Origin of the sequence: Streptomyces caniscabiei (assembly GCF_014930365.1) — a bacterium.
GTDB classification, from domain to species: Bacteria; Actinomycetota; Actinomycetes; order Streptomycetales; family Streptomycetaceae; genus Streptomyces; species Streptomyces caniscabiei.
The window spans coordinates 16,381-28,761 of record NZ_JABXWI010000024.1 but is presented as its reverse complement, the minus strand read 5'-3'; the positions used below and the strand labels follow the sequence as shown (position 1 = coordinate 28,761).

Annotated in this window: 12 protein-coding genes; all 12 read right to left on the bottom strand. The window is 67.3% G+C overall.

Annotated elements, in window-relative coordinates; translation table 11 throughout:
- Window positions 1-54: 54 nt before the first annotated feature.
- The 12 genes from HW837_RS41620 to HW837_RS41565 all read right to left on the bottom strand — a co-directional run bounded on the left by HW837_RS41620 (window position 55) and on the right by HW837_RS41565 (window position 11,980).
- The gene (locus HW837_RS41620; RefSeq protein ID WP_045560349.1) at window positions 55-555 is read right to left on the bottom strand and encodes an NUDIX hydrolase; all 501 of its coding nucleotides are present in this window, start codon (window positions 553-555) and stop codon (window positions 55-57) included.
- Between the two features lie 59 nt (window positions 556-614).
- Window positions 615-866 (bottom strand): acyl carrier protein, encoded by a 252-nt coding sequence (locus HW837_RS41615; protein ID WP_045560350.1) that lies wholly within the window; start codon window positions 864-866, stop codon window positions 615-617.
- A 34-nt stretch (window positions 867-900) separates the two neighbouring features.
- Entirely contained in the window at window positions 901-2,199 is a 1,299-nt protein-coding gene (locus HW837_RS41610; protein WP_045560351.1) for a DegT/DnrJ/EryC1/StrS family aminotransferase, read from the bottom strand.
- A complete protein-coding gene (locus tag HW837_RS41605; protein ID WP_045560352.1) occupies window positions 2,196-2,768 on the bottom strand; it encodes a P-loop NTPase family protein in 573 nt (190 codons plus the stop codon). Before HW837_RS41605 ends, HW837_RS41610 begins: the two co-directional genes overlap by 4 nt.
- Window positions 2,765-3,793 carry a hypothetical protein gene (locus tag HW837_RS41600; RefSeq protein ID WP_045560353.1) on the bottom strand — a complete coding sequence of 343 codons (1,029 nt, stop codon included), beginning with the start codon at window positions 3,791-3,793 and terminating at the stop codon, window positions 2,765-2,767. The genes HW837_RS41605 and HW837_RS41600 overlap by 4 nt, the downstream gene beginning before the upstream one ends.
- 26 nt (window positions 3,794-3,819) lie before the next feature.
- Window positions 3,820-5,055: a methionine adenosyltransferase gene (locus HW837_RS41595; RefSeq protein WP_196790111.1), complete on the bottom strand. Its 1,236-nt coding sequence runs from the start codon at window positions 5,053-5,055 to the stop codon at window positions 3,820-3,822.
- A complete protein-coding gene (locus tag HW837_RS41590; protein ID WP_045560354.1) occupies window positions 5,052-6,095 on the bottom strand; it encodes a hypothetical protein in 1,044 nt (347 codons plus the stop codon). Before HW837_RS41590 ends, HW837_RS41595 begins: the two co-directional genes overlap by 4 nt.
- Window positions 6,092-7,123, bottom strand: a complete 1,032-nt coding sequence (locus HW837_RS41585; protein ID WP_045560355.1) for a phosphotransferase enzyme family protein — start codon at window positions 7,121-7,123, stop codon at window positions 6,092-6,094. Before HW837_RS41585 ends, HW837_RS41590 begins: the two co-directional genes overlap by 4 nt.
- The gene (locus HW837_RS41580; protein ID WP_045560356.1) at window positions 7,120-8,232 is read right to left on the bottom strand and encodes an inositol-3-phosphate synthase; all 1,113 of its coding nucleotides are present in this window, start codon (window positions 8,230-8,232) and stop codon (window positions 7,120-7,122) included. The genes HW837_RS41585 and HW837_RS41580 overlap by 4 nt, the downstream gene beginning before the upstream one ends.
- Window positions 8,233-8,305: 73 nt before the next feature.
- Window positions 8,306-9,112: a histidinol-phosphatase gene (locus tag HW837_RS41575; protein WP_045560357.1), complete on the bottom strand. Its 807-nt coding sequence runs from the start codon at window positions 9,110-9,112 to the stop codon at window positions 8,306-8,308.
- Between the two features lie 14 nt (window positions 9,113-9,126).
- Window positions 9,127-9,906, bottom strand: coding sequence for an SDR family NAD(P)-dependent oxidoreductase (locus HW837_RS41570; RefSeq protein WP_045560358.1), 780 nt, complete (start codon window positions 9,904-9,906; stop codon window positions 9,127-9,129).
- A 556-nt stretch (window positions 9,907-10,462) separates the two neighbouring features.
- Entirely contained in the window at window positions 10,463-11,980 is a 1,518-nt protein-coding gene (locus HW837_RS41565) for an AMP-binding protein (protein ID WP_237270606.1), read from the bottom strand.
- Between the last annotated feature and the right edge of the window lie 401 nt (window positions 11,981-12,381).

Genomic DNA, 12,381 nt, shown 5'->3' with positions numbered 1-12,381 from the left:
AAATCTTGTCCCGATCTTGTCGGCAGACGCGTCATCGACAGGGTCTGCCCGGCGTCAGCCGTCCACCAGCACCGGTTCGCTGGGCGGGCCGTCGGTCAGAAGGGCCTTGAGCAACGCGGGGAGCCCGGCCGGGCGGAGCAGATCGGAGGTCTTCTCCAGCTCTTCCACGCTCCACCAGCGGTAGCCGGTGATCGCGGCCTTCTCCACGTCCTGGAAGGCCGAGGTGTCCACTGCGAAGGTCGGAACCCGGGCCAGGAAGTAGCGTTGCGTGACTTCGTAAGTGACGCCTTCTCTGACCGTCCTCCAAGGCCGCCCCTGCCAGATCTGCGGGCCCAGGTCGACATCGACGAGGCCGGTTTCCTCCCGCAATTCTCGAAGCGCCGCCTGTTCATAACTCTCACCGGACTCCAGGCCACCGCCGGCGGTGAACCAGCGCATGGAGTCGCCCTTGTGATCGCGCGCGGAGAACAATAGCAGCCGACCGTTTTCGTCCAACAGCACGACGCGCGCACTCGGGCGATGCGCGACTGTTTCCTCTGGCGTTGGTGTAGGCACCAAGTCAGCTTACATCGGCCGCCGTTGTCCACGACGTGCCTGTCGGCACGCCCCCGCGATCAGCTGCTGGGGAAAAGCTTCTCCAGCAGCAGATCGACGACGCTCTTGATGGTCGCGAATCTTTCGAAAGCGATGTCCTCGTCCTCGAAGACGATCCCGAAGGTGTCCTCCAGATCGATGGTGAACTGAACGCTGGCCAGTGAATCCAGCCCGTGATCGGCGAGGAGATCCGTGTCCGGAAAGTCAGCTGAGATCCTGAGCTGCGCCGCCAGATTGGCCCGTACCTGTTTGTCGATCTCTTGTCTGTCCATCATTCCTCCCCCTGCCGCGCGGGACGAGTTGCGGTCATGGCGTGGGAGCCGGGACGCGCCCGGCACGTTCCAGGTCGCGAAGAACGCCTGCCTGCTGTGTGACCTTCTCGAAGGCCTCACCGACGGCGTCCAACTCGGCGCGCATGTCTCGGGAGAAGACCGGCAGCCGCAGTGCGGTGGCCACGTAGGTCTCGCTGTTCGGCAACTGCCTGTCGCGGTAACGGCGGTAGCTGTTCGCGGGCCCTGGGTGATAGGTGTCCAGCTTCCACTCCGGATCCTGGAACGCCGGTTCCTGATGCAGTGGCGGGGACTTGGGACGCGAGACGGGGACCCCCTCGGCGGCCAGTGCCCTGACGAACGTACCGATGGACAGGTCGCCCAACTCCTCTTGCCGGTAAAGGGGTTGGTGGCTGTAGTGGGCGACCCTCGTCATGTGCGGCCGGCGCACCGGAGGGTGCACGCCGTCGATGCGCGAGAGCATGGCGTCCAGGTGCGCGCAGTTGGCCTCGCGGACCTTCAGCAGGTCGTCCAGTCGGGCCAGCGACCGGTCGGCGAGCACCGCGGCCACCGGGTGCATACGGAGATTGAGGCCGAGGCCGGTGCTCGCGAAGCGACGGTACTCGTCACTGACGACGGCCTCCACGGAGCGGTTGAGGGAATGGCCGAACAGCACGGCTCGTTCGTGGACGCGGTCGTCGTTCGTGGTCAGGATGCCGCCCGCGCCGGCCGTGACCTGCTTGCGCGACTGCATGCTGAAGGCCGCGACGTCGCCCAGGCCACCGACCCGCCGGCCGTCGCACTCGGCGCCGTGGGCCTGCGAGCAGTCCTCGATCACCCACAGTCCGTGCTTGCGGGCGACGGCGAGGATCGTCGCCATGTCGACCGGGTATCCGTTGAGATGGGTGGCGACGATGGCCTTCGTGCGCGCGGTGATGTGCGCTTCCAGGAGCGTGGGGTCGATGTTGCCGGTGTCGGCTTCGGCGTCCACCAGGACGGGTACGGCGTTGCAGGCGAAGACCGGCATGACCGTCGCGTGGAACGTGTAGGTGGGGGCGAGGACTTCGTCACCGGAATGCAGGCCGATGGCGAAGAAGGCCGAGTGCAGGGCGGACGTACCGGAGTTCACCGCGAGCGCGTATCGCGTTCCCACGTAGTCACGGAAGTGCTCCTCCAGGTCCCGCACCGTCCCTTCCCTGCCGTTGTAGGAGATCTCGCCGCGCCGGACCAGCTCGGCGGCGGCCTCGACATCCGACTCGTGGAACGCCGGCCATCGTTCCTCCAGCGGGCTTTTGATCACGGGGGTGCCGCCGAGCAGCGCCAGATTCTGGGTCACGTTCTCTCCTGCCTAGCGTCATGGGGTGCGTTGGTCGGGCCGCTCTGGCCTGCCAGCAGCGTGTCCAGGTCCGCCGCCGTCCGTATCCGCCGGCAGCGCACCCCCCGCAGGGCGAGTCGCTGGAGCAGTGCCCGGTTGCGGCGTCTGGACTGCCGGTGGGTGCGGGCCGCCCAGACGAGGAATCCCACCGCCTTGGGCAGCCGCTCCCGATTGCCGTTCCAGAGGGTCTCCTTGTGGACGAGCCGGTGGACCGTACGGCGCAGTACGCGCGGGAACGACACGGGGAACGGGATGTCGAGCCAGATAAGCGTGTCCGCCGCCTCGGCCAGCAAGGGGGATGCCGAACCGTACTGACCGTCCACGATCCAGCAGTCCGTCGCGGCGATGTGTGAGACCGCCGCCAGGAACTCCCTCTTGTCGGTCTTGCGCCAGCCCTCCTGCCAGAACAGGTGGTCCAGCTCGTGCAGAGGCAACGACAGCCGATCACGCAACTGGTGGGAGAGGGTCGTCTTGCCCGCTCCTGGCGGTCCCGTGATCCAGATCCGCCTGCCGAGCCCGGCGTCGGTCATGTGCGTGCCCTCGTCCGGGTATCGGGCTGTTCGAGGACGCGCAGTGCCAGGTCGGCCGCGTCGTCCGCCGGCATGTCCTCCGTGATGTCGAACAGGGGGCCGCGCAAGCCGGCCACGGCGACCTCCGGGTTGGTCCGCAGGGCGTCGAGCCGGTCGGGATCGGCGCCGCCTGCCAGCAGCTGGGCGCCGAGCACGGTGTCGGCGAGGGCCAGCGACTGTGTCTCTCCACCGAAGTACCGCTGTACGCAGAACATCCCCTCGATCGTGCCGGGAGAGACATGGATCGCGTTGAGGCTGGTGCACACATTCCAGTGCCCGCTCCATCGGGGGCGTCGTTCCAGCAGTTCCCGCCTGATCGAACCGGGTTCGGCCCTGGCCGGATCGGTGGCCCCGACGGCACGCGCCCGGATCTCGCGCAGCGGTTCCTCGCTGGTGCACTCCACGAGGACCACGCAGCTGCCGGGGGCGGAGAAGTGGTCGGCCTGGAAGGGGTGAAAGGCGTTGAGGACAGTCCACAAGACACCGTCCGTCATCAGCTCGGTGGCGTAGGTTCCCGCCCCGAACTTCGTCACCGGAAGGTTCTGCGCCAGCACGTCCAGAGACCTCGCGGTGAACTCGGGGAAGCACTCCAGGAACTGATGCCCACCCAGCACGCGGTCTCGGGCAGTCTCAGGGCGGTGCCGCAGCAGTCGCTCCCCGGCCGTCGCCGACACGCGGTCCATGCCGTGCCGGGAGATCGCGTTGAGCATCTCGTAGTGCGACTCCACCCAGTGGTGGCGCCGTATGCGCGTGCCCGACAGCACCCGGGCGGCTCCGAACTCCGTCCCGTGCTCCTTGAGTACGGAGAACACCCAGCTCAGCAGCTCCGCGCCGTCTGCCGCCAAGGCGGCCCGGGTCAGTTCGGGCTTGAGCATCAGCAGGAACTGATGTGACCGCTCGGTCACTTGAGGAGTGCGGTACGGCCGCACGGTCTTGCCGACGGCCTCCGCGGGGTGTCCCGAGCAGTGGGCGATTGCGTCCAGCATTGCGCCGATCATGGTCACGAGTCACCTCACCACAGCGTGATACCGGAATGGATGAGTTCTTCTGTCAGCCCGTAGGTCGAGTCGAGTCCCGCGGTGACGATCTCGCCCACCCGCGCGCGCGTGGATGCGTCCTCCTGCCAGGAGCGGATCTTCACGACGACCTCCTCGGGCCGGTGCAGCGGCGCCTCCTTGGAGGTGAAGATGTGCGTTTCCACCGGCCGCCCGCACAGGTCGCTGATCTGCGCGGCGAGGCGATGAGCGAGGACGTTGTACAGCTTGCCGGTGTGGTCCATCGGGTTCTTGCCCGCCGGAGCCTCGATGCTCATCGGCCGCATAGGGGTGATCAGTCCGTTGACGCGATTGCCCCGGCCCACGGCTCCCACGTCCCCCGTGTCGGCCACCGAGCCGAGAACGGTCAGATACGGGCGCACACCCCGGTCGGCCGGATTCAGCAGAACCTCGCAGCGCTCCTCCAGAACGCGCTCCAGCAGCTCCTGGACGGCCTTACGGCACTGACCCACCCGGTGCTGATAGTGGGCGAAGGACTCGATGTCGGCCGCTATGAACGGCATGTTGACGACGAGGCGGAAATCGTCCTGCCGCCGGCTGCCGAACACCTTGACGTCCCAGCCGGTGTCAGGATTCGCGGCCTTGAACTCCTCACCGGTGATCATCTGCTCGACGCCCAGGACGGCCCGTTCGAGCCGACTCAGCGGCGCGTATCCATGCAGCAGGTTGCAGTCGTTGGAGGTGAGCGCCGGATCGCCGGGAGCGACCAGGTCCGCCGGGCCGAGCGGCCGATAACGGGTGCTGCCGCGCCCGGGACCCTGATGGTCGACGACCCGGTTCTCGACTCGCAGGTGTCTGTCCGATACGAACCCGGTGGTCACCTGGGTGAGCACGTCCACGGCGGCGGAGTGCAGGATGTCGTCGAGCGGGATCTCCTCGCTTCCGCAGCGCAGGGCGGCCTTGCCCGCGAACAACACCGTGTAGGGGTGGACGAGTTCGCCCCTGCCGAAGTCGAAATCGGCCTCCCCGCCGAAGATGAGGACCTTGTCGAACCAGTGGTGTGCGACGCGGCCGAAGCGGCTGAGGCAGTGGGTGGCGTAGTAGCGGGAGGCGCGTTCGGCGATCGCGTCCGCCATGGTGTCCGGATGCCCGACACCCTTGCGTTCGACCAACTCGTACGGCAGCGCGTCGACCTCGGGCCGGAAGTCGGGTTGGACGCTGATGAACTCCAGGGCTGTGCTTGAGGAAGTCAACCGATGCTCCTGCTCGGGATCGTCGTGGCGGGGTCGGACAGCAGGCCGCGGATCATGTCCGCGCTCTCTCGCAGCGCGGAGAACCGTTGCACCAACAGGTAGGCCGGGATCTCGTCGGCGACCCGGGAGCACAGCGCCGCAGTACTCGGTTCAGGCGGGAAGCAGGGTGCCAGGAATCTCTCGTTCCGCAGCAGGACGGGCACGGTGTTCTCGGTCAATCCACGCAGGGCGGCGGCGGTCTCCAGCGGGACCAACCGCACTTTCTCGGACGGGGACGCGGCGAACACCGGAAAGACCAGGGCCCTGACCAGTGCCCGCGCGCGGGGAGGCCGTCGGTTCGTCAGGCCGGTCAGCTCGCTCGGGTGGAGTATGGCTTCCGCACCGGCGTCGCGGATGGCCACCCGGTGGGCGGGATGGGACAGGACCTGGCTGTCCAGGTCGATATCGAGTGCCGCGAGGGTCTCCTGTCGGACGGAGACGGCGCGTGGCCATCCTCGGCCGGCCCAGCCGTCCTCCGTGCCGACCAGGCTGACGTCGTCATTGGCCACGAAGTCCAGGCCCGCGGTCAGACATGCCACGATCGACGAGGTCTTTCCCGCGCCCTTTCCTCCGAGTATCACGACACCCTGGTCGTCGCCGCTGACCATGCCGCCGTGCAGGAAAAGTTCCTCGCCCCGGCTGTGCCCCACGCGCAGCAGGACACGGACGTAACGGACGAGGTACTGCACGACGAGCGGCCCCGGCAGGCCGTCGTCCACGACCAGTTCGCGGCGTCCAGGGTGTGACCACAGCCGCATGGGCGGCTCCCCGGTTCCGCGGACGGTGGTCAGCTGGTGCTCGTCGAGGCCGTCGTCCATCGGGGTCGTGGTCCGCACCTGCCACCAGCGGGCCTGGTCGGCCGTCACCGTCTCCACCCGCACATAGGGTTCCAGGAGGGCCCGGGCAGCCTCGTGCAGTGTGGCGGGCAGCACCAGATGCACCGCGTACGGCAGATCTCCGCAGCGCAGCCTGACGAGGTCCCCTCGCCCGGTGCCGCTCACCGTCCGATCCGCGAAGCCGCCGTGGCGACGGCGGGGGCCAGCGTGGTCCGCACCATGGACGCGCCCTCGGCCGCCCAGCCCAGGTACCACTGGAGCGTGTCCGGGCTGTGGCACGCGAGTTGCGCGACGTACTGGGGGGTGGGAACGCAGTAGAGCTCCAGGACCGGGATGACCGCGGCCAGCTCCCGTGGCTCGGCGGCCCTGGGAGCTGTGCCGCGCACCAGCAGTTCGGCGGCGAGTTCCGGGTGGACCATGAAGCTTCCCCGTCCCTTGCGGGCCAGGAAGAGTGCCGCCCTGGCCAGGTCGTACACCCGTGGTCTGATGTCGACGGCGTCCCAGTCCAGGACGGAGGAGATGTGTCCGGCCCCGTCGAAGACCAGGTTCGAGCCGGCGATCTCGCCGTGGGTGAGGGTTTGGGGCAGGCTGCGGTACAGCGGGTCGTCGAGTTCCGCGCGGGCGCGTCGGAAGGCGTCCAGATACGCGGGGCGGACGGCCTCCCAGAGTTCGCCGGATGACGAGGCGAGGACGGCATCGGCGAGCTCTTCCATCCCCGTCTCGTCGGCTGTCAGCCAGTGCTCCACGTCCTGCGTGGGGTTGTGTCCCCCGGGCGGCAGGCCCTCGCACCGCGTGGTGTGCAGCAGGGCCGCGCACTCCGCGGCCCTGGCCAGATCCTCGGCGTGTCCGTCGATGTACCCGCGGCCGGCCACGTAGGGCCGCAGCTGCCATTGACTGTCCTGGTACTCGACCGTCGTGGCGTGATCGACCGCTTCGACCAGCGGTTGCACCGGTACTCCATGGGCGGCGGCCCGAGCGGTGGCGGCCTGTTGGAACTCCAGCCAGTCCGGGACGGCGTGGCGCCCGAAGCGCTTGAGGGCGAAGACGCCTTCCGGCGTGTGCAGCCGCCAGACCGCGTTGACGCCACGGCGCACCAGCCGTTCCTGTGTCTCCACACGGAGGCCGTAGCCCGTGTGGGCCACCTCGCGGGCGGTGCGATCCGTGGAGACTTTCCAGTAGACCTCTCCGCTCATGACCGGGCTGCCCCGGTGTACGCGGTCGCCGGACGGGCGGACTTCTCCACGAAGTGCTGGAAGCTGCGCAGTGCCTCGGACTCCGGCAGTCCTGCGGGAGGGCTCTTGAAGAGAAAGGGGCAGACCGGATCCACGACGCCCACCAGCCCCTGGTCGGCGGCGGTCCGAGCGATCCGGACCGCGTTCGCCACGACGGAGGCCGCGTTGGGGCTGTCCTCCACCTCCAGCCGGATCTCCATCGACAGGGGGGTGCCGAGAATTCCCTCGGCCTCGATGCGCAGGAAGCACACCTTGCGGTCGCCGAGGTACTTCACATAGCCGTTGGGGCCCGCCGCCACGTCGTCGGAGTCGATGCCGGCGCTGGTCAGAGCGCGCCGTTTCGAGATCTGTTTGCTTCGTGAGCGCGTCGGGTCCGCGAGGTTGTAGAAGTCCATGTTGCCGCCCACATTGAGCTGGTAGGTGTTGGCCACATGCATTCCGCGCGACTGGAGGAGTTCCAGGAGGGCGGTGTGCAGAGTCGTGGCGCCGAGGTGGCTCCGCAGGTCGTCGCCGAGCAGCGGTACCCCGCGGGAGACGAACAGTTCGACGAGTTCCGCGCGGTTGGCGACCGGCTCGGGGGTGGCGTTGACGAATGCCACCCCGGCCTCGGCACTGGCGCGGGCGTACGCCTGTACCGCGGCCGTGGACCCGGTCGGCAAGAAGCAGACCAGCACCTGGGCGCGTGACTGCCTCAGGGAGGCTGTCACGTCGGCCTCGGTGAGGGACGCGCAGTCCGGGTGCGGGCGGACCATCTCCGACAGGTTCCCGTCCAGCCCGTCGAGCAGCGGGCCGGGGCGAACGCGGACCCCGGTGAGCGGGACGGGAACGTGGTTCAGAGCGGCGGTCGGTGCGACGGCGATCGCCTCCGCGAGATCCTGGCCGACCTTGTTGCCGTCCACGTCGAAGGCGGCGACGAACTCTACGTCGCCGAGTCGGTATCCGCCGATGTGCTCGTGCATGACCCCGGCCATCCGGGGTCCCGAGTCGCGGGAGAGAACGGTGGCCTGAACGAAGCTCGACGCACACGAGCCGACGCCGGCCAGAGCGACACGAATGAATCGATCGGTCATGAGAAACCTTGTCCTGAGAATTTTCGGGGATACAACGCAGGTGTCGCGGACCGACCGCTTCCGGCCCGTGGCACTAGAGGGGAAGACTCCTTCTTTCACGCCCTTCGAACACGTACCACTCGCGGTATCCGATTTCTCGGAGACGCTTGCGGACCAGTTCGTGGTCCTCGGCGATTCTTTCCGGGACGTGGGCGTCGGAGCCGAATGTGATCTTCACTCCGAAATGGGCTGCTCTTTCGAGGACGTCCGGTTGCGGATACCATCCTCCGCACGCCTTAGTTCCGCCCGACGTGTTGACCTCCACGACCGTGTCGGTCTCCGCGATGACACGCAGCATCCGATCGACCGCGGCGGTCTTGATCGAGCCGATTTCCGGGCAGTTGCCGCGAAGTGCGTCGATATGGCCGAGGATGTCGAACATACCCGACCTCGCCGAGGCGGCGATCAGGTCGCAATACTTTTCCTTCTCCTCCAGAAGGAATTCAGGGGACGCGTTCTCCCACCGCTTGAGATCAAAAATATCCGTCCCGCCCATCACATGGACGGACCCGATGACATAGTCGAGGGAGATTCCTTCGTAGATGCGCCGATACAGTCCGGCATGCTCGGGAAAGAAGTCGGACTCCACGCCGATGAGGATTCGGATCCGGCCGCGGTACTCCTCGCGTAGTGCCGCGGCCTCGGCGAGGTAGCCGGGGAAATCGCTCTTGGCCATCGCCACCCCCGGTTTGTGGTGATCGGCCGCCTCCGCGAAGAACGGAGAGTGATCGGAGAACCCGAGGATGTCGAGCCCGGCGGAGATCGCTGCCTCGACGTAGTCACGCAGTTCGCCGCGGGCGTGCCCGCACCGGGCATGATGGGTGTGCAGGTCGAATTTCACGCCGCTCCTCCCGCTCACATAGCCGTGTAGCCGGCGTCCACCATGAGGTTCGTGCCGGTGATGTAGCTCGCCTCCGCGGACAGCAGGAAGACCACTGATGCCGCGATCTCCTCCGGATCGGCCGTCCTGCCCAGCAGATGTCGGCCTCCGATCTCCGGGGCCCGGTCCGCTTGCTCCCGGGTCATTCCCAGCACTTCTCGGTGGAAGCGTTCGTTGTTCTCGTTCCACACCGTGCCGGGGTTGACGGCGTTTACCCTGATGTTGTCGGAGGCGAGTTCCAAGGCCATACATCGGGTCATGTTCACGACCGCGCCCTTGGTCGTGCTGTAGGTCATGAGACCGGCCTGCGCGATGTGCCCCGAAATCGAGGCGATGTTGACGATCGATCCGCCACCCGCCGCTTTCATGAAAGGTGCCGAGTGCTTCACGCACAGCGCCTGGCCCATGATGTTGACGTCCATCACGCGCCGCCATTCGTCGACCGTCGCCTCGACACCGCGCATGATGAAAGCGGCGGCGCAGTTGATCAGGAAGCGCACGCTCCCGAAGGACTCGACGGCGGCTGCGACCGCGCGCTCCACCGATTCCTCGTCCGACACGTCGGTCCGTACGAAGCGGGTGACGGGTGAGCCGACCCGACTGTTTATCTCTTCGGCCGCCGCCTTCCCGTACTCCTCGTTCACATCGGCGATCAGCACATGAGCGCCTTCTTCGACGAGTCTGTCCACCACGGCTCTGCCGATTCCCTGGGCGCCACCCGTGACGATCGCGGACTGACCTGAGAGCCCTCGCATTCATGCTCCTCTACGTGGTGTCCCCGGCGAGAAATGATCAGCGGTTAGGGACGGTTGCCACGGATATTCGTCTTTGAAATTCGTAAAGCGCTCCGCCGATTCAACAGCGAATCTCTTGCCGACCGCTTGTCGGATGCTTGCCGCTCTCATGCCGGCGCGTTCGGGCGCGGCGCCGGTGGGCAGCCGAACGGTCACGGGACGACTCGACTCACATGGGCAGCCCCGATCCGGACTGTGCAATTGAGGAAACTTCGCAGTTGCACAACCCTTGAGCGCACCCCTGCGAACCCAGCCGGCGCACGGACGGCTTCCGGATCCAGTGGCGTTCCGGCGTCCTTCAGGGGCACGACCCGTCGGCTGGTGCAGGCGGTCGTCGGCGTGGGCCGGTCGGTTGTTCCGGCGTCGGCGGGCCATGCGGTCCGCCGCAGCCACTGCGGCGGACCGCCACGAACGTGATGCCTCGTACGGGCGGACAGGGGGCTAATTCCGTAGCTTCCGGTGCCCCCGTCGGCTCCTGGCGGAGACCATGCCCTCAGTCCGCCCCACCACAGCCGGGTCAACCGCTGACGAGGGCGACCAGCGACTCCCGGTCCGTCTTGCCGTTCGAGGTCGTGGGCAGCGCGTCGAGCACGTGCAGTTCCGAGGGGATCATGTAGCTCGGCAGCGCCTGCGCGCAGTGGGCCCGTAGCTCGGCCGGGCCGACGTCCGTGGACCGGGCGGACGCGACGACGAACGCGCCGAGACGGCGATCGCCACCGGCGGGGCCGAGGACGAGCACTTCCGCCGCCATGACGCCGGGGAACTCCAGCAGTCGGTGCCTGACCTCGTCGAGTTCCACGCGGTTGCCCCGGATCTGGACCTGGGAGTCGGCCCTCCCGCAGAAGTACATCTCCCCTCCCTGTCCCATGTGCCCCAGGTCGCCGGTGCGGAGAACCACCTGACTGGAGCGGGGGGAAACGGGGTCCGGAAGCAGTGCCGCCTCAGTGGCGTCCGGGTCGTCCCAGTACCCCGTGAAGAGGGCGGGACTGCGCAAGACGATCTCTCCGACAAGACCAGGACGCTCGATCAGCCGCCCCGCCTCATCGACAAGGAGCATCTCGGCCCCCTTGTGCGCGAACCCTATCGAGAGCCGCTTCGCGTCGGCGGGCAGTGGGTTGGGGACCTCCTCGAACGAACAGGCCATGGACTCCGTGCTGCCGTAGCAGTTGGTCACGCGGACCCTCGGGAGCAGCTCGCGGAGGTGACGCAGCTCCGGGAGCGGGAAGTCCTCCCCGCAGAAGAGGATCCCGCGCAGCCGGTCCAGGTCGGCCAGGCCCCGCTGCTCATGCCGCAGGACCGGCCGCCAGATGGATGGGACGCCGTTCACCTGGGTCGCTCCGGTTTCCTTCAGCACCCGTACGAAGCGCCGCGGCCACCGCAGCGATTCCGGTGGAACCGCCACCAGGGCGGCACCGCTGCCCAGTGCCAGGCCGAGGTTTATCAAGGAGAAGTCGAACTGGAGCGGTGAGGTGTTGGCGACGCGGTCATCAGGGGTCACCAGACGCTGATCCGCCATCCCGTGGTAGAAGGACGTGACGGCCCGGTGGCTCATCACCACCCCCTTGGGACGTCCCGTCGTCCCCGAGGTGAATATGACGTACGCCGGGTCGGTCACCGTCGGCTCCCGTCGACGGTGTGCCCGGTCGACGGGAGCCCGCTCGATCGTGAGCGAGGACCCTTCGAGGTGTCCCAGTCCTACGCCGAACGGGACGTCCGCGTCACCGGATCCCCGGCACCGCAGGTAGAACGCGGGTTCGGTGGTCCTCATGATGGACGCCAGCCGCTGTTCCGGCGGCCTCTTACCCACCGGAACGAACGTCAGGCCCAGTGCCGAGCAGGCCAGCAGAGCCGCGATGGAAGCGGCCGAGAGATCCGCCTCCAGAATGACCCGGTCACCGATCTCAAGGCCCAGCCCGTCGAGGGCGGCCATATGGTCGCGGACGAGGAGCTCGAGTTCACGATAGGTGGTGACGGCGTACCGCTCGGAGCCGACGGGTTCGATGACCGCAGGGCGGTCAGGAAGAGTGCCGGCCATCCTGAGTAGGAATTCGTGAAGAAATTCCTCCCGGCCGGTGTTCAAAATCCCAGGAAGTATCGTGCGATCGCTCATGGTTCCTCCGCGCGGTCGTCGGTCCTCGTGGAGCGGTATCGATGCACATCGGCGTGCGAAATAGTCCGCGTGCGGCCGACAGCAGCCGCCAGGCTACTTCTTCGTACCCGCGTCGGCGAGTGCCGTGCCGTCGGCCGAAGTCGGCAACCGGTACGGCGATTGACAGGCCGAAGACTCGAAGAGATTCTGATGGCAATTCAAGCGGGGGATGTCGTTCGGAATTCATTTTCGCGATCGCTTGCCTGCGCGCCGTACAGGAGCAGCTCGTTGTGTGCCCAGCCGATTTTCCAGGTTCCGCATGCGTCGAGTTCTAGTCGTTCCGTCAT

Excerpts from the sequence above, each read along its gene's own strand:
- HW837_RS41585 (WP_045560355.1), bottom strand. The coding sequence starts at position 7,123 with ATGAGCGGAGAGGTCTACTGGAAAGTCTCCACGGATCGCACCGCCCGC.
- HW837_RS41565 (WP_237270606.1), bottom strand. The coding sequence starts at position 11,980 with ATGGCCGGCACTCTTCCTGACCGCCCTGCGGTCATCGAACCCGTCGGC.
- HW837_RS41615 (WP_045560350.1), bottom strand. The coding sequence starts at position 866 with ATGGACAGACAAGAGATCGACAAACAGGTACGGGCCAATCTGGCGGCG.
- HW837_RS41605 (WP_045560352.1), bottom strand. The coding sequence starts at position 2,768 with ATGACCGACGCCGGGCTCGGCAGGCGGATCTGGATCACGGGACCGCCA.
- HW837_RS41580 (WP_045560356.1), bottom strand. The coding sequence starts at position 8,232 with ATGACCGATCGATTCATTCGTGTCGCTCTGGCCGGCGTCGGCTCGTGT.
- HW837_RS41570 (WP_045560358.1), bottom strand. The coding sequence starts at position 9,906 with ATGCGAGGGCTCTCAGGTCAGTCCGCGATCGTCACGGGTGGCGCCCAG.
- HW837_RS41600 (WP_045560353.1), bottom strand. The coding sequence starts at position 3,793 with ATGCTGGACGCAATCGCCCACTGCTCGGGACACCCCGCGGAGGCCGTC.